General features: G+C 63.8%; 22 protein-coding genes. 13 read left to right on the top strand and 9 right to left on the bottom strand.

Translation table 11 applies throughout. The features are described 5' to 3' along the window. Positions 1–9: 9 nt before the first annotated feature. Both BW975_RS05935 and BW975_RS05930 read left to right on the top strand, forming a co-directional pair. Entirely contained in the window at positions 10–639 is a 630-nt protein-coding gene (locus BW975_RS05935) for a LysE family translocator (protein WP_076531828.1), read from the top strand. Then, positions 636–1,187, top strand: coding sequence for an adenine phosphoribosyltransferase (locus BW975_RS05930; protein WP_076531826.1), 552 nt, complete (start codon positions 636–638; stop codon positions 1,185–1,187). The genes BW975_RS05935 and BW975_RS05930 overlap by 4 nt, the downstream gene beginning before the upstream one ends. 7 nt (positions 1,188–1,194) lie before the next feature. Here BW975_RS05930 and BW975_RS05925 read toward each other — a convergent pair whose 3' ends face one another. Then, the gene (locus BW975_RS05925; protein ID WP_076531824.1) at positions 1,195–2,403 is read right to left on the bottom strand and encodes a class I SAM-dependent methyltransferase; all 1,209 of its coding nucleotides are present in this window, start codon (positions 2,401–2,403) and stop codon (positions 1,195–1,197) included. A 165-nt stretch (positions 2,404–2,568) separates the two neighbouring features. Between BW975_RS05925 and BW975_RS05920 the strand changes: the two genes are divergently transcribed. From BW975_RS05920 to BW975_RS05905, 4 genes are read left to right on the top strand one after another with little or no spacing between them, the layout of a single operon-like run. After that, positions 2,569–2,907 (top strand): DUF952 domain-containing protein, encoded by a 339-nt coding sequence (locus tag BW975_RS05920; RefSeq protein ID WP_076533441.1) that lies wholly within the window; start codon positions 2,569–2,571, stop codon positions 2,905–2,907. Then, positions 2,904–3,962: a quinone-dependent dihydroorotate dehydrogenase gene (locus BW975_RS05915; RefSeq protein ID WP_076531823.1), complete on the top strand. Its 1,059-nt coding sequence runs from the start codon at positions 2,904–2,906 to the stop codon at positions 3,960–3,962. Before BW975_RS05920 ends, BW975_RS05915 begins: the two co-directional genes overlap by 4 nt. Beyond that, a complete protein-coding gene (locus BW975_RS05910) occupies positions 3,959–4,300 on the top strand; it encodes an arsenate reductase family protein (RefSeq protein ID WP_076531821.1) in 342 nt (113 codons plus the stop codon). The genes BW975_RS05915 and BW975_RS05910 overlap by 4 nt, the downstream gene beginning before the upstream one ends. Positions 4,301–4,307: 7 nt before the next feature. Further along, positions 4,308–5,927, top strand: coding sequence for an MFS transporter (locus BW975_RS05905; protein ID WP_076531820.1), 1,620 nt, complete (start codon positions 4,308–4,310; stop codon positions 5,925–5,927). Here BW975_RS05905 and BW975_RS05900 read toward each other — a convergent pair. Continuing rightward, a complete protein-coding gene (locus tag BW975_RS05900) occupies positions 5,924–7,243 on the bottom strand; it encodes an MATE family efflux transporter (RefSeq protein ID WP_076531818.1) in 1,320 nt (439 codons plus the stop codon). The two genes, BW975_RS05905 and BW975_RS05900, sit on opposite strands and share 4 nt — an antisense overlap. Positions 7,244–7,413: 170 nt before the next feature. Here BW975_RS05900 and BW975_RS05895 point away from each other — a divergent pair, with 170 nt between their 5' ends. The 3 genes from BW975_RS05895 (at position 7,414) to BW975_RS05885 (ending at position 8,910) form a co-directional block, all read left to right on the top strand. After that, positions 7,414–7,818: a MerR family transcriptional regulator gene (locus BW975_RS05895; RefSeq protein ID WP_076531816.1), complete on the top strand. Its 405-nt coding sequence runs from the start codon at positions 7,414–7,416 to the stop codon at positions 7,816–7,818. A 124-nt stretch (positions 7,819–7,942) separates the two neighbouring features. After that, positions 7,943–8,155 carry a hypothetical protein gene (locus BW975_RS05890; RefSeq protein WP_076531814.1) on the top strand — a complete coding sequence of 71 codons (213 nt, stop codon included), beginning with the start codon at positions 7,943–7,945 and terminating at the stop codon, positions 8,153–8,155. A gap of 119 nt (positions 8,156–8,274) precedes the next feature. After that, a complete protein-coding gene (locus tag BW975_RS05885; RefSeq protein ID WP_076531812.1) occupies positions 8,275–8,910 on the top strand; it encodes a glutathione S-transferase family protein in 636 nt (211 codons plus the stop codon). On the opposite strand, the gene BW975_RS05880 is transcribed toward BW975_RS05885, so the two are convergent. The 4 genes from BW975_RS05880 to BW975_RS05865 form a co-directional block, all read right to left on the bottom strand. Next, positions 8,871–9,521: a Hint domain-containing protein gene (locus BW975_RS05880; protein ID WP_076531811.1), complete on the bottom strand. Its 651-nt coding sequence runs from the start codon at positions 9,519–9,521 to the stop codon at positions 8,871–8,873. The two genes, BW975_RS05885 and BW975_RS05880, sit on opposite strands and share 40 nt — an antisense overlap. A gap of 136 nt (positions 9,522–9,657) precedes the next feature. After that, positions 9,658–10,320, bottom strand: a complete 663-nt coding sequence (locus tag BW975_RS05875; protein ID WP_076531810.1) for a sulfotransferase family 2 domain-containing protein — start codon at positions 10,318–10,320, stop codon at positions 9,658–9,660. A gap of 137 nt (positions 10,321–10,457) precedes the next feature. Further along, on the bottom strand, positions 10,458–10,655 hold the full coding sequence (locus BW975_RS05870; RefSeq protein ID WP_076531808.1) for a CsbD family protein: 198 nt from the start codon (positions 10,653–10,655) through the stop codon (positions 10,458–10,460). A gap of 105 nt (positions 10,656–10,760) precedes the next feature. Beyond that, complete coding sequence (locus BW975_RS05865; protein WP_076533439.1) at positions 10,761–11,522, bottom strand: NAD kinase; 762 nt, start codon at positions 11,520–11,522, stop codon at positions 10,761–10,763. A 187-nt stretch (positions 11,523–11,709) separates the two neighbouring features. On the opposite strand from BW975_RS05865, the gene glyA reads away from it, so the two are divergent. Next, positions 11,710–12,993 (top strand): serine hydroxymethyltransferase, encoded by a 1,284-nt coding sequence (gene glyA / locus BW975_RS05860; RefSeq protein WP_076531807.1) that lies wholly within the window; start codon positions 11,710–11,712, stop codon positions 12,991–12,993. Between the two features lie 61 nt (positions 12,994–13,054). Here the strand turns inward: glyA and BW975_RS05855 are convergent, their stop codons facing one another. After that, positions 13,055–13,429, bottom strand: coding sequence for a hypothetical protein (locus BW975_RS05855; RefSeq protein WP_076531805.1), 375 nt, complete (start codon positions 13,427–13,429; stop codon positions 13,055–13,057). Positions 13,430–13,525: 96 nt separating this feature from the next. Here BW975_RS05855 and BW975_RS05850 point away from each other — a divergent pair, with 96 nt between their 5' ends. After that, the gene (locus tag BW975_RS05850; RefSeq protein ID WP_076531803.1) at positions 13,526–14,287 is read left to right on the top strand and encodes an alpha/beta fold hydrolase; all 762 of its coding nucleotides are present in this window, start codon (positions 13,526–13,528) and stop codon (positions 14,285–14,287) included. A 63-nt stretch (positions 14,288–14,350) separates the two neighbouring features. After that, positions 14,351–14,917 carry a thermonuclease family protein gene (locus tag BW975_RS17885; RefSeq protein WP_139194216.1) on the top strand — a complete coding sequence of 189 codons (567 nt, stop codon included), beginning with the start codon at positions 14,351–14,353 and terminating at the stop codon, positions 14,915–14,917. A 97-nt stretch (positions 14,918–15,014) separates the two neighbouring features. On the opposite strand, the gene BW975_RS05845 is transcribed toward BW975_RS17885, so the two are convergent. Both BW975_RS05845 and thyX read right to left on the bottom strand, forming a co-directional pair. Then, on the bottom strand, positions 15,015–15,860 hold the full coding sequence (locus BW975_RS05845) for an alpha-1,2-fucosyltransferase (RefSeq protein WP_170846540.1): 846 nt from the start codon (positions 15,858–15,860) through the stop codon (positions 15,015–15,017). A 111-nt stretch (positions 15,861–15,971) separates the two neighbouring features. Next, positions 15,972–16,886, bottom strand: a complete 915-nt coding sequence (thyX, locus tag BW975_RS05840) for an FAD-dependent thymidylate synthase (RefSeq protein ID WP_076531799.1) — start codon at positions 16,884–16,886, stop codon at positions 15,972–15,974. Positions 16,887–17,048: 162 nt separating this feature from the next. Here thyX and BW975_RS05835 point away from each other — a divergent pair, with 162 nt between their 5' ends. Then, on the top strand, positions 17,049–17,477 hold the full coding sequence (locus BW975_RS05835) for a VOC family protein (protein WP_076531797.1): 429 nt from the start codon (positions 17,049–17,051) through the stop codon (positions 17,475–17,477). Positions 17,478–17,493 lie beyond the last annotated feature (16 nt).

The raw sequence follows: 17,493 nt of genomic DNA, 5'->3' as shown, positions 1-17,493 counted from the left end.
GGAGCGGACATGACCTTTGAACTCTGGCTAGCGTTCGTCGCCGCCTCGACCGCGTTGTTACTGATCCCCGGCCCCACGGTCCTTTTGGTGCTCAGCTACGCGCTGAGCAAAGGGCGCGGCGTGGCAGTGGCCTCGGCCGGGGGTGTGGCCTTGGGTGATCTGGTGGCCATGACCGCGTCGCTGATGGGGCTCGGCGCGCTGGTCTTGGCCTCGGCCACGCTCTTTACGGCACTCAAATGGATCGGCGCCGTCTATCTGGTCTGGCTCGGGATCAAGCTGATCCGCAGCGCGCCGGGCGCCGGGCTGGAGATGCCGCAAAGCGCGACAATAACCGGGCGCGGCGTCTTCTGGCACGCCGCCGCCGTGACCGCGCTCAACCCCAAATCCATCGCCTTCTTCATCGCCTTCGTGCCGCAATTCGTGACGCTAAACGCGCCTCTGGCGCCGCAATTCTCCCTTCTCATCGGCACCTTTGTCACCCTCGCCGCGCTGAACGCGCTGGCCTATGCGCTTTTGGCAGACCGGATGCGCGCGCGCATTGCGCGGCCCGGCGTCATTGCGTGGCTGACGCGCGCGGGCGGCGGCGCGCTGATCGCGATGGGGCTTGCCACCGCCCTGTTGCGGCGCGGGGCGGCATGAAGGGCGCAAGCGATCAGAACGAAGATTTGCGCGCGCTGATCCGCACCATCCCCGATTTCCCGAAACCGGGGATCATGTTCCGCGATGTGACCAGCCTGCTGGCCGACGCGGCGGGCCTGCGCGCCACCGTGGCGCGGATGGCCGCGCCATGGGAGGACAAAGGCATCGACAAGGTGATCGGGCTGGAGGCGCGCGGCTTCATCCTCGGCGGTGCGGTCGCCTACCATCTGGGCGCGGGATTTGTCCCTGTGCGCAAGGCGGGCAAGCTGCCCGGCAAGGTGGTGACGCAGGACTACGCACTGGAATATGGCAGCGCCACCTTCGAGCTGCACGAGGACAGTATCGCGCCGGGCGAGACGGTGCTGATCGTGGATGACCTTCTGGCCACCGGCGGCACCGCCGAGGCGGGCATTACTTTGCTCGAGCGCCTGGGCGCCTGCATCGCGGGCTGCAGCTTTGTCGTGGATCTGCCCGATCTGGGGGGCGCCGCGCGGCTGAGAGCACTCGGCATGGATGTGCACACACTGGTCGCTTTCGACGGCGACTAGGCCTGCGTCAGAGAAGCGCGCGGGAATAGAGCAGCAATCCCCAATCACCGAGCTCCTTGTGGAGCTTCGCCCAAAGCGCGCCCGCGCTTATGGGATCCATCCGCACAGACGCGATGATCTGCGCGATGCTGCGCCGCCCGTCGATGGCGGCAATCAGGGGCGCGGCCTCCTTGGGCAGCTTCAAAACGGCGTCGATGCCCGCGAAGGTCAGCTTGGGCGCCGCACCACGCGCAATGGCCTGTGCCAATGGTGCCGCTTGCACCCCCTTGAGATGCGGCACAGCGGCGCGGTTCTGTCCGGTCGGCGGCGCGTGATGCGATCCTTTGGGCACGGCATAGGCGACATGGGTCTTGATCGTGCCGCGCAGCTGTTCGGCCACCGCCATGCATTGCACAGGCGTCAGATGCGGCGGCACCGGGGCGATACGCGCGAGGTCATAAAGCGCGGGCATGGTAAAGCCGTCGAGCGCCCAGCCGCCATGATCGAGCACCTCCAACAGCTCGGGCACGTCGAAGGCGCGATCCTGCGAATGCAGCAGAAGATCATAGAACCCGGCGTCGCTGTCCTTGTGATCGCCAAGGTTGGGATTGCGGGCGAACGGATGCCCTTCGGGCAGTGCGCCCACGATCTCGCGCGCCGCAGTCAGACGCGCCTCGGGCGCCATGCCCTCAAAGAGCACACCGAAGGCGGCTTGCAGCGGATAGACACCGGCCCGTCCGTAAGGCGCATAGACCATGAAGCCCAGCCCACCGCCCTGCGTTGCCACCTCGGGCGCCAGCGCCGCCTGCAGCGCCGCGAACCCGGCCGCCGGATCCGGCAGGTGATGCAGCACGCCGCAGCAATCAATGTAGTCAAACGCGCCCAGATCGGCCGCATCCATCAGCGATCCGGTGACAAAGCGGATGCCACTTAGCCCCCGCGCCTTGGCCCGCGCCTCGGCGATGCGGCGCGAGGCGGTGCTGAGATCGACATAGGTGATCTCGCACGGCCGTTGCATCTGCGCCATCATTTGCGCCAGCTGGATCAGCCCGTCACCGGTGCCGCCACCCGCAACCAGGACCCGCAAGGGGCGCGACCAGTCACGCGCGCCCGAAAACAGGAAATGGTCGATCTCGAGCGGGTGCGAGGGCGATCCGGTGATCAGCCGCCTCGCCTCATCCGCGGGATCGCGGGCCGGATAAGGGTAAGCCTCGTATTGCGATTTGACCTGGCTCATGGGGCTGCCTTGCAAGATGTCTGAAACGGGTATGTCGCATCACCGCGCATAAGCAAAGCCCGCGCGCGTGGCCGGCCGGGCTTGAGTATTTTTGCCAAGATGAAGACGGCCAAGCGGCCCTTCTATCGCTTGACCGGGGAGGCGGCGCGCGGCATCAGAGAGACCATGATAGTTTACAAGATTTTCCGATCGGATGAATGGGCGGCGCTGCGCCGCGAAGGCACGAGCGCGGGCGCGCCCGTGGATCTGGCCGATGGCTATGTGCATCTGTCGACGCCCGTGCAGGCAGCCGAGACGGCGGCCAAGCATTTCGCGGGGGAAGAGGGCCTCTTCCTCCTGGGGATCGACACGGAGCGGCTGGGCGACGCCCTGAAATGGGAGCCGTCGCGGGGCGGCGCACTTTTTCCGCATCTCTACCGTGAGCTGCGCCTTTCGGACGTCGCCTGGGCGCAGCCCCTGCCGCTGGAGGGCGGCATGCATCAGTTTCCGGCAGGCGTGGCATGAGCGCGGTCGAGCGGATCGGCCTTGGCATATTGAGCCAGTTCGATCCCGAGCGCGCGCATGGGCTGGCGCTGAGGGGGCTGCGCGCAGGGCTGATGCCGCTGCCGGGGCGCGTGACCTCGCCGCGCCTGGCCTGCGAGGTGGCCGGGCTGAGACTGGACAATCCGGTAGGGCTGGCCGCGGGGTTTGACAAGAACGCGGAGGCGCTGACGCCTTTGGCGCGCGCGGGGTTCGGCATGATTGAGGTTGGCGCCGTGACGCCCCGGCCGCAGCCGGGCAACGCGCGCCCCCGCCTTTTTCGCCTGCCGGAGGACCGCGCGGTGATCAACCGCTTCGGTTTCAACAATCTGGGTATGGAAGCGGCGGCGCATCGGCTGGCCCAGCGGCCCAAGGATGCCGTGATCGGCCTCAACCTTGGCGCCAACAAGGACAGTGACGACCGGGCCGAGGATTTTGCCCGCGTGCTGGCCCATTGTGGACGGCATCTGGATTTTGCGACGGTCAACGTGTCGAGCCCGAATACCGAGAAGCTGCGCGATCTGCAGGGGGGCGCCGCGCTGAGCGCGCTGCTGGCAGGGGTGATGGAGGCGCGCAACTGGCTGGAGCGGCCCATACCCGTCTTTCTCAAGATCGCGCCGGATCTGGATGACGCAGGCTTGGCCGAAATCGCCGAGGTTGCACAGGCCGCCGGGCTGGCGGGGATCATCGCCACGAACACCACGCTGGATCGCAGCGGGCTGAGGAACGCGCACCGCGCAGAGGCGGGCGGCCTGTCGGGCGCGCCCCTTTTCGGGCAGTCGACGCGCGTTCTGGCGCGGCTGTCGCAGCTGACGAAAGGCCAGATGCCCCTGATCGGCGTCGGCGGCATCGGCTCGGCAGAAGACGCCTACGCCAAGATCCGCGCCGGTGCGTCAATGGTGCAACTCTATTCGGCGCTGGTCTACGAGGGGCTGAGCCTGGTACCGCGCATTGCGCGCGGCCTCGACCGGCTCTTGGAAGCGGACGGGTTCGCTTCGGTCGCGGACGCTGTCGGCACCGGGCGGGAGGAGTGGCTGTGATCACGCTATGGCACAACCCGCGCTGCGCAAAATCGCGTGCCGCGCAGGCGCTGCTGGAGGGTCAGGATGTGACCCTGCGCCTTTACCTCAAGGACGCTCCCGGCGAGGCGGAATTGCGCGCGGCGCACGCGCTGCTGGGCGGGCAGGTAATCGACATGATGCGCCCCAATGAGGCGGCCTTCAGGGAGGCAGGCCTGACGCGAGGCAGCAGCGACGACGCGCTCTTCGCCGCCATGGCCGCGCACCCGATCCTGATCGAGCGGCCACTTGCGCTGAGCGGAAACCGCGCCGTGATAGGCCGCCCGCCGGAGGCGGTGCTGACGCTGCTGGCACGGTGAGGCAGGCATGATCGCCCCCGTCGCCAGATGGATCGATGCGACCGTCTTCGACCTCGCGCGGCAGATGCGCTGGTCCTATCTGCCGCCGCTGATGGTCTACCTTGCCTACGGTATTTCGACAATCACCGGCATCGTCGGCACGTTTTTCGTCAAGGAGTATCTGGGCCTTTCGGCGGCGTTCCTAGCAGGGCTTGCCTTCTGGGCGGGGCTGCCCTGGGCGCTGAAGATGCCGCTGGGGCATCTGGTGGACATCATCTGGAAATGGAAAGGCGCGCTTGTCTGGCTGGGCGCGGGCCTTGTCGCGTGCAGCCTGGGGACGATGTATCTGCTGGTGGCCGCGCCCGATAGCATGGCCGCCGTCATGCCGGTTGAGGCATGGTTCATTGCCGCGACTCTCTTGATGCCTTGCGGGCTGGTTTTGCAGGATGCTGTGGCGGACGCCATGTCCGTCGAGGCGGTGCCAACCCATGACGTAGATGGCAACGAGCTGGATGCGCATACCTCCCGCGCGCTGCACACGACGATGCAAACGCTGGGCCGCATCGCGCTGATCGGCGGCACGCTGATCGTCTCGGCCATCAACATTACCGTCTTCGCAGGGGTCGAGGATCTGCCTCAGGTCGCCAAGGCCGAAATCTATGCCCGCATCTACGCCATCGCCATGATCGTGCCGCTGATATCTGTCTCGGGCGTGGCGCTGGCCGCGTGGCAACGGCGCCGCGCCCTGGCCGATGCCCGTGCGCGCGGCATCGATACCGCCCATCTGGAGAAGCGCCCCGGCCCGCCGACCGAGGTGAACCCGTGGTACTTTATCGGCGGCGGCGCGTTCGTGGCGCTGTCGCTGGCGGTCGGCCTTTTGAACGTGCCTTTCGCGCAGGAGATCGTCTTTGCCGGCTCGATGGCCATCGTGATCTTTCTGATGCGCCAGCTGGTTCAGGCGCTGGAGCCGGGCCAGGCGCGCATGCTGATCGGAACCGCGCTGATCGTCTTCGTCTTTCGTGCGGTGCCCCTGCCCGGCCCCGGCGCGACGTGGTTCGTGATCGACGGGCTTGGCTTTGACGCGCAGTTCCTGTCGGTGCTGGGCCTGATCGCCGCCCTGCTGACACTGGCCGCGATGCTGGTGCTGCGCCCCTATATGGCCGAGCGCCGTTTGACGCGCGTCTATCTGGTGCTGACGATTATCGCCGGTATTCTCGCGCTGCCCAACATCGCGCTATACTACGGGATCCAGAACATCACGGCGCCGCTCACCTTCGGCATCGTCGATGCACGCTTTATCGCTGTGCTGGATACCGCCGCCGAAAGCCCGCTGAGCCAGATCGCCCTCATCCCGATGCTGGCCTGGATCGCGCGCAATGCGCCCGGTCACCTCAAGGCGACGTTCTTTGCGGTCATGGCGTCCTTCACCAATCTTGCGCTTTCTGCGTCGTCACTGGGGACGAAATATCTGAATCAGGTGTTTCTGGTCACGCGCGAGGTCACGGATCCGGCGACGGGCACCGTCACCGTGCCCGCCGATTACAGCCAACTGGGGGTGCTGCTGATCGTTGTGGGCGCACTCACGGTGGCGCTGCCATTGCTCACCATCTGGCTGGTCCAAGGCTCGCGCCTGCGCACCAGCGACTAGGCAGACGCACGCTCCAGCGCCGGATACCGCGCGCCGAGGGTCAGCCCTCGCGCGACATAGCTGACCAGAAGGCCGATCCAGAGCCCGTGATTGCCAAATAGCGGCACCAGCGCCAAAAGGGATGCGCCGTAGATGATCAGCGACAGCGCCATCATGTTGCGCATGTCGCGTGTGCGCGTCGCCCCGATGAAGATGCCGTCCAGCATCCAGGCCGCCGCACCGAAAAGCGGCGCCGCCACCATCCAGGGCAGATAGCTGCGAGCTGCCGCGCGCACAGCTTCGTCGGTGGCCAGTGCGTCGATGGCCAACGCGCCAAAAAGCGCGAAACACGCAGCCAGCAGCACACCTGCGCCCAGCCCCCACTGGCCGGTCAGGATGGACGCCCGCCGCACCGCGCCTTTGGCCCGCGCGCCCACCGCCTGCCCCACGAGCGCCTCGGCGGCAAAGGCGAAGCCGTCCATGATGTAGCTGGAGACATGGAGAAACTGCACCAGCACCTGATTGGCCGCCAACGTCACATCTCCCAGATCGCTGCCGAGGAAGATGAAGGACAGCATCACCACCTCCAGCATGGCCGAGCGCAAGAGGATATCGCTGTTGACCGAGGCCATGCGCCGCAGCCGCACGGCATCAAAGACGCGCGGCCAGTCGCGCCAGGCCGGCACGCGAAACGCGTCCCGGCAGAGCGCGAAGGCCACAACCAGACCTGCCCATTCAGCGACGAAACTGGCCCAGGCCACACCGCCCACGCCCCAATCAAGGCCCAGCACGAACCAGAAATTCAACACGATGTTCAGCCCGTTCATCACCAGTTGGATGATCAGGACCGCGCCCGTCCGCTCCATGGCGATCAGCCAGCCCGTCATGCCGAAGAGGGCAATCATCGCGGGCGCGCTCCAAACACGGATACGCATGTAGTCTTGCGCCAGGCCTTCGACCTCGGCGCTGGCGGGCGCGATTGCAAAGGCCCCGGCAAAGAGCGGCACATGCAACAAGAGAACCAGTGCCCCTCCCGCACCCCCGATCAAGAGCGACCGCGTCAACATGGCCGCCACCTCGCTGGTGTCGCCGGCGCCGCGCGCCTGCGCGGTGAGGCCACTGGTGCCCATCCGCAGAAACCCGAACATCCAGTAGATCGCGGTCAGGATCACCGCCCCGACGCCGACGGCCCCGATGGGAGCCGCCGCGCCGAGCTGACCGATCACCCCGGTGTCGACGATGCCCAGCAGCGGAACGGTGGCGTTCGATAGCACGATAGGCCAGGCAATGCGCAGAACCCGGCGATGCGTCAGGCGGATATGGGCGGATTGGCTCATCCGCCCGTTATTGGTGGGCCCTCGCCTGCGCGCAACCCCCCTTGCCTGCGAGGTCCACACGCAAAAGTGACGTAACAAGAGGGCCGCGTAAGGCGTCAACCCGGTTGCATCTTGCGCTGGGTACATTATCTCGCCGCCAAACGGGACCATAACGAGACGGACCAAAACGCATGAGCAGCGATACCATGACCATCCGCGAGATGTGCGACACCTATGAGGTGACCCCGCGCACACTCAGATTTTATGAGGCGAAAGAGCTGCTGGCACCAATCCGCCAAGGGCAGAAGCGCCTTTTCACCAAACGTGATCGCGCACGGCTGAAGCTGATTTTGCGCGGCAAGCGCTTCGGCTTCTCTCTCGAGCAGATCCGCCAACTTCTTGATCTCTACGATGCCGGCGATCAGCAATACAGCCAGATGCTGCGCACGCAGGAATTGGCCGCTGAGCGGCTGGAGGACATGATGCGCCAGCGCGACGAGCTTGACGGCGCAATCAACGATTTGCGCACTCAGATGGACTGGGTTGCCCGGATGCTTGCCGAACGCGATGGAAGCTCGGCGCACGCAGCGGAGTAAGGCCTTTCTCCGGGGGTGACGCCCGCCGGGCCGGCGCTTATGATGGGCAGGCCGCGCAGCATTGCGCGGCCTTTTTGCAATCCGGTCACGCCACTCGGCGCCCGTCGCCCCGCAGGAGCCGACCTTGCCCAAACGCTTTCGCATGACCCGCCGCTTCAACGTCGCCATGACAGAAGATGGCTATCGCCGGCTGCGCCGCCTCGCCCAGGAGGCGGGCCTCGACGAGGGTGAGGCGCTGTCGTTTCTCTTTGAAAATTTCGACAGCGTTATCGACGAGGACACGTTCGGCCACCGGCTGAGGCTCTTCAACTCGGAACTGGATGCGCGCAAGAAATAGCGCTAGCCTTCGGCGAGAGTATTTGGAGGACAATGAAAGCTCTCAGAGCCCTTGTTTCACTGTTCTGAAAATACTCAGGGCCCGAAAGTCCAACCGGGCGCCACGGCGAAAGGAAGCGCATGAGCCTGAAACTGTATTGCATGGGCGAGTCGGGCAATGCCTACAAGGCTGCCCTGCCCTTGGCGCTGAGCGGTCTCGAGTGGGAGCCAGTCTATGTCGATTTCTTCAACGGTGAAACGCGCAGCAAGGCGTTTCGCAAGCTGAACCCGATGGGCGAAGTGCCGGTGCTGGTCGATGGCGACCAGGTGATCACGCAATCGGGCCTCATCCAGATGCATATCACCGAAAAATCCGGCAAATTTGGCGGCGCGAACCCGTCCGAGGCACGCGATATCTTGCGCTGGGTGCTGTGGGACAATCACAAGCTCAGCAGCCAGGCGGGCATGACGCGCTTCTTGATGAACTTCCTGCCCGCCGAAAAGCGTAATGCCGATGTGATCGCCTTCGCCCAAGGCCGCCTTGCAGCGGCGTACGGGGTGCTGGACGCACATCTGGACGGGCGTGACTGGATCGTGGGAGACACGCCGAGTAACGCGGATTTCAGCTGCTGTGGCTATCTGTTCTATCCCGAGCCTTTCGGGTTCGAGCGCGCCGATTGGCCTGCGATCGACAGCTGGCTGAGCCGGATCGAGCTGCTGCCGGGATGGCGCCACCCCTATGATCTGATGCCGGGCAGCCCGGCAGACCGGGCCTGAAGGGTGGCTGGCGCCAGTTGCGACACGACGCGCAGCGCGGTCTCCAAAGGCAAAAGCGGGTAACGCGCCGGCGCGCCGGTTGCGGCCAGAAGATCGGCGGCGACGGGACAATGGAGCGCGGCGCCGCCCGCCGCAAAGACGATCTGCTCCTCCGCAAAGCTGAGCGTCACGACCACCTCATTGGCCGAAGGCGGCGCGCGGTGTATGCCGCGCACGCCCATCAGGCTACGCGCGGGCACGATGGCAAAGGGATCGCCGGTCAGTGTTTCGGCCAGATCGCTTTCGATCAGGATGGGCTGATCGGCGGCCAGGTGCATCAAGTCGCGGTTACCCAGTGCCCCGGGTGGCACCTCGATGGGCCAGAGCGCGTTGGGGCATACACCGCAGGCCGGTGAGGCAGGCTCGCTCATAGTGGCCTCGACGCGCTGGAGACCGCCATCGAATGTCAGAAGCATGTCACCGGGCGCAACACTGCGCACCGCGCGCCACCCGCCGGGCCCCGCAACGCGCACCGATCCGGCAAGGCCGACCTGCCCCATGCCAGAGGCCGCGCCCACTTGGGGGGCGGCCTCCGGTGCCTCATCACTGCCCAGCCATCCGAACATCGTCATTCCCAAAGCATACCACGCGCAGAGGTTCCGCGCGGACGATCCAAGGTTAACGTGGTATTTCGGGCCCATTGCCGCCCGGATCGGGGCAAAGGCAAGGTATTGTTTCCGAGAATGAGACAGTCAGCCATTATCTGAATCATTGCTTCCGCAATGAGCTTCCGTATCGGTACCCGAAACGCGCGATATCCTCGGCGCAGATCGATTCGACGATGCCGCGTGTCGTGTCATCGTAATACTGCGTATAATCCGCCGCACGCTCTGACGTATTCACGCGCGGCAGGTCCAGTTCGAATCCCAGATGCTCCCAAAGGGGGGCTGCGTCCTTGGAGAATTGCTCCAGCCGGATGAAAAGCGGCGCACGCGCGGGCGGCGGCTGGTACACATACCGCGTGTAGGGGTTGGCGCGGATCGAAGCCTGGATGTCAGGGCGCGCAAGAAACGCGTCAAAGCCGACATCGCGCGCCGCTGTGACCGCTGGATGATCGAAGCTCTGCGCACGCAGCCAGTGATAATAGCTGACCAGCCTGTCCCAAGGATTGCGCACCAAGGTAAAGACCAGCGCGTTCTGCATCCAGTCGGACGGCATGATGCCGTCGATATCCGCGAGGGTCGAATGCTTCCATAGGCGCCCGGCCGGGGCCAGATCCTTGAGCCGCCCGCGCCGTTTGCGCGCCTTGGGCGTGTCGCCGATGAGGATATCGTCGCGCATTGCCCGCCCCTCCAGCGCAGTGGCCAACGACGAGCCTCCTGTCTTGGGGATATGCACGAAGACGTAGTTACGGCCGGGCGAAATGATCATGCATTCAGCCTAAGCGTTGCGCGGTCGCCGCAAAAGCAGGGAATGAGGGCCAGACAGCAAGCACCCGACATTAAAAAAGGTGGCCCCGTGTGGGACCACCTTTTTCGATCATGACACTGATCTTAGGAGTGAACCTATCACTGTTTGGCAGCGAATTCGTCCACTTGGCGCTCGGCCTCGTCTTTGGCGATGCCGTAGCGTTCCTGAATTTTGCCGACCAGCTTTTCGCGATCGCCGGCAGCTTCCTGAACGTCGTCATCGGTCAACTTGCCCCATTGCGATTTGGCTTCGCCGGTCAGTTGGTTCCAGTTGCCTTTGATGGTGTCCCAGTTCATGTCTGCGCTCCTTCTGGTCTGTTCTCATACCCGGCGCATCGTCAGCGCCGGTTCTGATCCCTCAACGGAATGCACCGAGAAAGGTTCCGTCCGGGCGCGGCTATTTCAGACGAACTGCTCACGCAAAAGTCGCTCCTCGAGGCCGTGACCGGGATCAAAGAGGATGCGGTGCCCGATGCTGGGCTCGGACCGGATCTCGACCCAGAGCACGTTGTCGACCGAGTTGGCATCCGCGACGGCCATCACGGGCCTCTTCTCGGGCTCGCAGGTATCAAAGCGCACAACGGCGGCCTTGGGCAGCAATGCGCCGCGCCAGCGCCGGGGGCGGAACGCGGCAACGGCCGTCAGCGCCAGAACATCCGCGCCGATGGGCAGGATGGGGCCGTGTGCGCTATAATTGTAGGCGGTGGAGCCTGCGGGCGTTGAGACCAGCGCACCGTCGCAGATCAGCTCTTCGAGCCGCACGAGACCATCGACCGAGATGCGCAGCGCCGCCGCCTGCGGGCCGCCACGCAAGAGCGACACCTCGTTGATCGCAAGGGCGTGGTGCATTTGGCCATCCGCGGACTCGGCGCGCATCGACAACGGATTGATGACCTCTTCGCCGGCGGCCTCAAGCCTCTCTATCAGATCGTCCTCGGCGTATTCGTTCATCAAAAAGCCGACGGTGCCGCGATTCATGCCGTAGACCGGCACGTCCAATTCCTGGGTGCTGTGCAGCGTGTGCAGCATGAAACCATCACCGCCCAGGGCCACGATCACGTCTGCCGCATCCTCGGGTGCGTCACCGTATCGCGCCACCAGTGCTGCACGCGCGGCAATGGCCAAAGGTGCCCTACTGGCGACGAAAGCGATCCTGCGCGTCATGAACGGCGCCCTGTCATATTGAAATGTCTCCGATTTGATCCGCGTGCGGCATGACAGCACAGATCGCCCTGCGCCGCCAGCACTGCCGCACTGCCGCATGGAATTGTCGCATTCGCAGCTTACAATGATGCCTCAGTTCCGCTACGCCATTCGCCAATGCCTTTCAAATCAAGGGAGCCTCCCCGTCATGTCCGATTCCGGTTTCTTCACACAGTCCCTTTCAGACCGCGACCCCGAGCTTTACGCCTCGATCACGAACGAACTGGGCCGCCAGCGCAGCGAGATCGAGCTGATCGCGTCCGAGAACATCGTCTCGGCTGCGGTGATGGAGGCCCAAGGGTCCGTCATGACCAACAAATACGCCGAGGGCTATCCGGGACGGCGCTATTATGGCGGCTGCCAGCATGTCGACGTGGCCGAGAACCTCGCGATCGAGCGGGCCTGCAAACTCTTCAACTGCGGTTTCGCCAACGTGCAGCCCAATTCGGGCAGCCAGGCAAACCAGGGCGTTTTCACCGCGCTTTTGCAGCCGGGCGACACGATCCTTGGCATGAGCCTCGATGCGGGCGGTCACCTGACGCATGGCGCGGCACCCAACCAGTCGGGCAAGTGGTTCAACGCCATCCAGTACGGCGTGCGCCGCGATACGCTGAACGTCGATTACGACCAGATGGAAGCGCTCGCCAAAGAGCATAAGCCCAAGATGATCATCGCGGGCGGCAGCGCCATCCCCCGCCACCTCGATTTCGCCCGCATCCGCGAGATCGCCGACACGGTCGGCGCCTGGGTGTTGGCCGATGTCGCGCATTTTGCGGGTCTCATCGCGGCGGGCGAATATCCCTCGCCCTTCCCGCACGCGCATGTGGCGACCACAACCACGCACAAAACGCTGCGCGGCCCGCGCGGCGGCATGATCCTGACCGATGACGAGGCACTGGCCAAGAAGTTCAACTCAGCCATCTTCCCTGGTATCCAGGGCGGCCCGCTGATGCACGTGATCGCGGGCAAGGCCGTTGCCTTCGGCGAGGCGCTGGACCCCTCCTTCAAGGGCTACATTCAGCAAGTCATCAAAAACGCGCAAGCGATGGCCGACCAGCTGATGAAGGGCGGTCTGGACATCGTCACCGGCGGCACCGACACGCATGTCATGCTGGTCGATCTGCGCCCCAAGGGCGTCAAGGGCAACGTCGCGGACGCCGCTTTGGGCCGCGCGCATATCACCTGCAACAAGAACGGCGTGCCCTTCGATCCGGAAAAGCCGACCGTGACGAGCGGCCTGCGCCTTGGCAGCCCGGCAGGCACGACCCGCGGCTTCAAGGAGGCCGAATTCCGCAAGATCGCCGATCTCATCGTCGAGGTGGTTGACGGGCTGGCGGCCAATGGTGCGGATGGCAACGAGGCCGTCGAGGAGAAGGTGCGCAAAGAGGTTGCACAAATCTGCGAACGCTTCCCGCTTTATCCCAACCTCTGAGGCTAATACTTGGACAAAGGCGGCGCCGCGGGAAACTGCGGCGCCGTTTCGCGTTGCCGGCTTAGACCAGCCCGCGCCAGCGCAGCAAGATCACGATCAGCGCGCCCAAAATCAGGAGGTTGCCCACCGTACTGCCGGCAAGGCGCAGCGCGCGATCCTTGCGCCGTTCCTTGACGTCGATCTGATCCAGCGGCGCGCTGACCGCGCCCAATGCCGCGGCCACGTCCTCCGCGCGCACCAGCCTGCGCAGGCGCGGATGGGCCATCATCTTTTCCAGTTTGACCAGACGGCTGCCGCCCTGCCGGGCAGCCTTGGGCAAGGCCCGGCCCGCGCGGCGCAGTTGCGCCTCCAGGCTCCGGCCCCGCGCACCGACGCGGCTGCGCAGCTTTTGCGAAAGCGCATCGATATCGGCTTGGAATGTCTTGGGGTCGACCATGCCCGGCTCCTTTTGTCGCGCGCGACCCTACAGGCGCGCGGGCGGGGGCTCAATGGGGGCTGGCACGCCTTGCCCGACGGGTCTAAAACGGATGCCATGTTGAACATGATAGAACACGGCAGCACCACGGACGCCCCTACCCTTCTGATTGCGCATGGCCTCTACGGTTCGGCGCGCAACTGGGGCGTCATCGCCAAGCGTCTGGGCGAGGCGCGCCGCGTTGTGGCCGTGGATATGCGCAACCACGGGGAAAGCGCATGGTTCGAGACGCATAGCTACCCCGACATGGCCTCCGATCTGGCCGACGTGATCGAGGCGATCGGCGGGCCGGTGGACCTTCTGGGCCATTCCATGGGCGGCAAGGCGGCGATGACGCTGGCCTTGACGCGGGCCGAATTGGTCAATCGGCTGATCGTCGCGGATATCGCGCCCGTCACGTACAGCCACAGCCAGCTGCCATATATCGAGGCGATGAAATCGGTGGATCTGTCGGGGGTCGAGCGCCGCAGCAATGCCGCACCGCTATTGGAAGCAGCGGTGGACAACCCAACGCTGGTGCCGTTCTTCCTGCAATCGCTGGACGTCGCCCAGCGCCGCTGGCGTTTGAACTTGGATGTCCTCGCCGCCGAGATGCCAAAGATCATGAGCTTTCCGGAGGTGCCGGGAGAATTCGGCGCTCCGACTTTGTTCCTGTCGGGCGAGACATCGGACTATGTGCTGCCCGAGCACCGCGAGGTGATCAAACCGCGCTTCCCGAACGCCCGCTTCATGACGCTGAAAGGCGCGGGACATTGGCTTCACGCGGAAGAGCCGCGGGCGTTTGTGGATGTTGTGGGCGGGTGGCTGGAACGGACCTGAAATCTGCGAAACAGGCCGCGCTGCAGCCAAAATTCGGTCAGATTTGCGGGCCACTCTGCGACAATGACCAAGATCGTTTCATTCAAGCCAGCCGCGCGGCGGGTGCCAGCGAGTAAACACCGCCGAAGCGTGCTTGATATGTTTCGCCCGAAACCGTGGAGCAAAGGGCGCGTCTTTGGAGCGCGGCAGTCCTTGCTGCTGTCGATGGTGTTCGCCGTGGCCGTGGTCACAGGGACCGGGCTTCAGGATCATGGCACCAAGACAAACGCGCCTAACGCAGCCAAACCGCGCAGCCTCATCGGCGGAAACGCGTGGAACAACGCGCCTCCCAGTTTTGCTGGATCCTTGCCTGGGGCGATCACCGGACGGGTCAGTTACGTGCGCGACGGCGACACATTTATTGTCGGCTCAACACCTGTGCGCATTGCCAATCTCGACTGCCCAGAGGCCGGAACCATGCTCGGAGACAAGGCCACACGACGCGCCCGCGATCTCGTGCAGGGGCGGACGGTGACCTGCCGTCACAACTCACAGACATCCTATGATCGGCTGATCGGAATATGCAGCCTAGCTGACGGGCGCGATTTTGGCCGGGTTATGGCTGCCCAAATCGGTTGCAGTTTACATTAGCCGCCCAGTATCACGCCCACCAATACCCAATGAGCTGCGTATTCCAATTCGATCTCAGGCCCGCCAGCCAGGATAATAGGCTGCGAAACCCTGCAACCTAGACCGGCAACACGATCACATTCTTATCCTTCTCGTCAAACAGCGCACGAGAGCTTGGCTCGATAATGAGCCGAGTAGGATCACCCAAGATCCGAGCATATTTCGCAAATGCACCTTGAGAGCTGATAAATGATCGGCACCGGGACATGAGATACAAGTCCATGAACCCCCGATCCGAGCCATTGTCATCGACGACGACATGAGGGACGTCGGGCCCCAAGCGATTGGCGATGTTCGCCTTGATCCAGTCCGGCTCATCCGAGAAGAAATAAAAGCAGGTGTTTTCGTTCAGGGACCTCATCTTTTCAACGGCTTGCAGGAAATATTCCTGGCCCACGGACTTTCCGTAGTCCCGGTGATCGTTGGCAAGATCTCCTCGCCGAACGTGCACGCCACAGGCATTTTCGTCCCGTTCTATTTTCTCCAGAATCTCGATGTCGCGCTCTGTGAAATACTCCTCACCCGGCGCGAATTTTTCGAATAGGTAGCTTTGGTATTTCTGAACCAGGTTCCAGCGGTCATAGGACCCGCCGTCGTAAAAACCGCCAAGATACACTGGTGTGGCGATATCGTCCAAATTTCCCTCGCGCACATTGTTGAGCTTTCGCAAAACAAAGCTTTGAAGGCGGGATGCCTCGGGAAGCTCAAGGTCCGGAAACGCTTTTGGAAAGTCCAAATTCCGTGCGAAACGGCCGTTTATATCCAGCCCGTGTGACTTGAACCACGAGTTATCGAATTTGACGTTGAACCCTAATTGGGTGAACTCATGCCCCAGCGCCCAGAACGCGATCTGACTTGCCAGGCCGCCTTCATTTCTAATGACGACCAGATTGTCCTCGCCCAAGAAGACACGGAGCGCTTTCAAGATATGTCGATTAGCGTGTGTCATAAGACCCTGACAAACCAAGTTTTTTGCCCACAGCACAAGGCAACTCGGACGTATTGCGCATGTCGGTCAGGCGCTTTGCCCGATGATCCCCTCGAACTCCCGCCATTCGCCCTTGCTCATGCCGGAATTCTCCTGCGTCACCGTCTCGCCCTTCAGCATCCGGCGGACGCAGTCCAGAGCGGTTGCGGACATTTGCGCGCCGCCCATGCGATAATCCTCGAAGGCGCGGTAGGCGAAGGGCACCCAGTCGGCGACGATCTTGCAGATCTCCTCGGCATAGACGCGGATCTCGTACTGGGCGTGGCTGTCGGCGCGCAGGCGCAGGAAGTGCAGCAGGTTGTGCAGGTCCACCTTCCAATACCATTGCGTATAGATATTGGCGGGCAGATTCATGCGCGCCAGCTCGCGCGCAAGGCCCTGCTGCCCCTCGTCCGAGATCATCTCTTCGTAATGGTCATAGGCGCGCATCGCGTCATCGCGCAGATAGCGCAGCACGCGCTGCGCCTCCTCGCCCTCCAGAACATCGCCGCGGCCCTGATTGTTGATGACCGATTGGGCATTTAGATGCTCGGGCGCGGGGATATAGAATTCGCGGTCAAGGATCGAATAGCGGGCCGAGTATTCATTGACGTTGGCGGTGCGGTGGCGGATCCACTGGCGCGCGACGAAGACGGGCAATTTCACGTGCAGCTTGATCTCGCACATCTCGAACGGGGTCGAGTGCCAGTGCCGCATGAGATAGCGGATCAGCCCCTCGTCGTTCTGCACCGATTTCGTCCCCTTGCCATAGCTGACCCGCGCTGCCTGCGTGATCGCGGCATCGTCGCCCATATAATCGATCACCCGGACAAAGCCGTGATCCAGCACCGGGTAGGCGGTATAAAGACGCGCCTCCATCCCGTGCGCGGTGGCGCGAAGCGTCGTCTGCGGCTCGGCGCGCTGCGCCTCGATTTCGGCTGTCTGCTCGGGGGTGAGGGGCATGGGCATGGTCCTTCGCGGCGCGTGGAGGCCTAAACTGGCGGGCGTGAATCGGTCTGATGCATATCTAGCCGGACCCAACCGCAAAAGGCCAGCAAAGTGCAGCGCCCTAGACTGCGCGGCGTTTCCTTCTAAGCTAAGGCCAAGACAATCGAGGAGACCACGATGACGACACGCTATTTGCACACGATGGTCCGGGTGAAGGATCTGGACAAGACGATGGCCTTTTTCCAGCTGCTGGGCCTCAGCGAGACGCGCCGGATGGAGAATGAAGGCGGCCGTTTCACCCTTGTTTTCATGGCACCCGAGGGGCAGGAGGAATGCCCGGTCGAGCTGACCTACAACTGGGATGGCGACGACAAGCTACCCGATGACAGTCGCCATTTCGGTCATCTGGCCTACCGCGTCGACAATATCTACGACATGTGCCAGCACCTCATGGACAATGGCGTGACCATCAACCGCCCGCCGCGCGACGGGCATATGGCCTTCGTGCGCAGCCCCGACAATATCTCGGTCGAGCTTTTGCAGGCCGGTGACGCGCTGGAGCCGGCAGAGCCCTGGGCCAGCATGGAAAACACCGGCCATTGGTAGGGCGCGCGGCCCTTTT

The organism is Roseovarius nanhaiticus, assembly GCF_900156535.1.
GTDB lineage: Bacteria > Pseudomonadota > Alphaproteobacteria > Rhodobacterales > Rhodobacteraceae > Roseovarius > Roseovarius nanhaiticus.
Note: the sequence above shows the minus strand (reverse complement) of the source record. Positions and strands in the feature narration are given on the sequence as shown.

What these genes read in the sequence shown, in the direction of transcription:
- glyA (WP_076531807.1), top strand. Translation starts at nt 11,710, where the DNA reads ATGTCCGATTCCGGTTTCTTCACACAGTCCCTTTCAGACCGCGACCCC.
- BW975_RS05920 (WP_076533441.1), top strand. Translation starts at nt 2,569, where the DNA reads ATGATAGTTTACAAGATTTTCCGATCGGATGAATGGGCGGCGCTGCGC.
- BW975_RS05925 (WP_076531824.1), bottom strand. Translation starts at nt 2,403, where the DNA reads ATGAGCCAGGTCAAATCGCAATACGAGGCTTACCCTTATCCGGCCCGC.
- BW975_RS05865 (WP_076533439.1), bottom strand. Translation starts at nt 11,522, where the DNA reads ATGACGCGCAGGATCGCTTTCGTCGCCAGTAGGGCACCTTTGGCCATT.
- BW975_RS05885 (WP_076531812.1), top strand. Translation starts at nt 8,275, where the DNA reads ATGAGCCTGAAACTGTATTGCATGGGCGAGTCGGGCAATGCCTACAAG.
- BW975_RS05850 (WP_076531803.1), top strand. Translation starts at nt 13,526, where the DNA reads ATGTTGAACATGATAGAACACGGCAGCACCACGGACGCCCCTACCCTT.
- BW975_RS05900 (WP_076531818.1), bottom strand. Translation starts at nt 7,243, where the DNA reads ATGAGCCAATCCGCCCATATCCGCCTGACGCATCGCCGGGTTCTGCGC.
- thyX (WP_076531799.1), bottom strand. Translation starts at nt 16,886, where the DNA reads ATGCCCCTCACCCCCGAGCAGACAGCCGAAATCGAGGCGCAGCGCGCC.
- BW975_RS05935 (WP_076531828.1), top strand. Translation starts at nt 10, where the DNA reads ATGACCTTTGAACTCTGGCTAGCGTTCGTCGCCGCCTCGACCGCGTTG.
- BW975_RS05880 (WP_076531811.1), bottom strand. Translation starts at nt 9,521, where the DNA reads ATGACGATGTTCGGATGGCTGGGCAGTGATGAGGCACCGGAGGCCGCC.
- BW975_RS17885 (WP_139194216.1), top strand. Translation starts at nt 14,351, where the DNA reads ATGACCAAGATCGTTTCATTCAAGCCAGCCGCGCGGCGGGTGCCAGCG.
- BW975_RS05855 (WP_076531805.1), bottom strand. Translation starts at nt 13,429, where the DNA reads ATGGTCGACCCCAAGACATTCCAAGCCGATATCGATGCGCTTTCGCAA.
- BW975_RS05930 (WP_076531826.1), top strand. Translation starts at nt 636, where the DNA reads ATGAAGGGCGCAAGCGATCAGAACGAAGATTTGCGCGCGCTGATCCGC.
- BW975_RS05835 (WP_076531797.1), top strand. Translation starts at nt 17,049, where the DNA reads ATGACGACACGCTATTTGCACACGATGGTCCGGGTGAAGGATCTGGAC.
- BW975_RS05895 (WP_076531816.1), top strand. Translation starts at nt 7,414, where the DNA reads ATGAGCAGCGATACCATGACCATCCGCGAGATGTGCGACACCTATGAG.
- BW975_RS05875 (WP_076531810.1), bottom strand. Translation starts at nt 10,320, where the DNA reads ATGATCATTTCGCCCGGCCGTAACTACGTCTTCGTGCATATCCCCAAG.
- BW975_RS05915 (WP_076531823.1), top strand. Translation starts at nt 2,904, where the DNA reads ATGAGCGCGGTCGAGCGGATCGGCCTTGGCATATTGAGCCAGTTCGAT.
- BW975_RS05870 (WP_076531808.1), bottom strand. Translation starts at nt 10,655, where the DNA reads ATGAACTGGGACACCATCAAAGGCAACTGGAACCAACTGACCGGCGAA.
- BW975_RS05905 (WP_076531820.1), top strand. Translation starts at nt 4,308, where the DNA reads ATGATCGCCCCCGTCGCCAGATGGATCGATGCGACCGTCTTCGACCTC.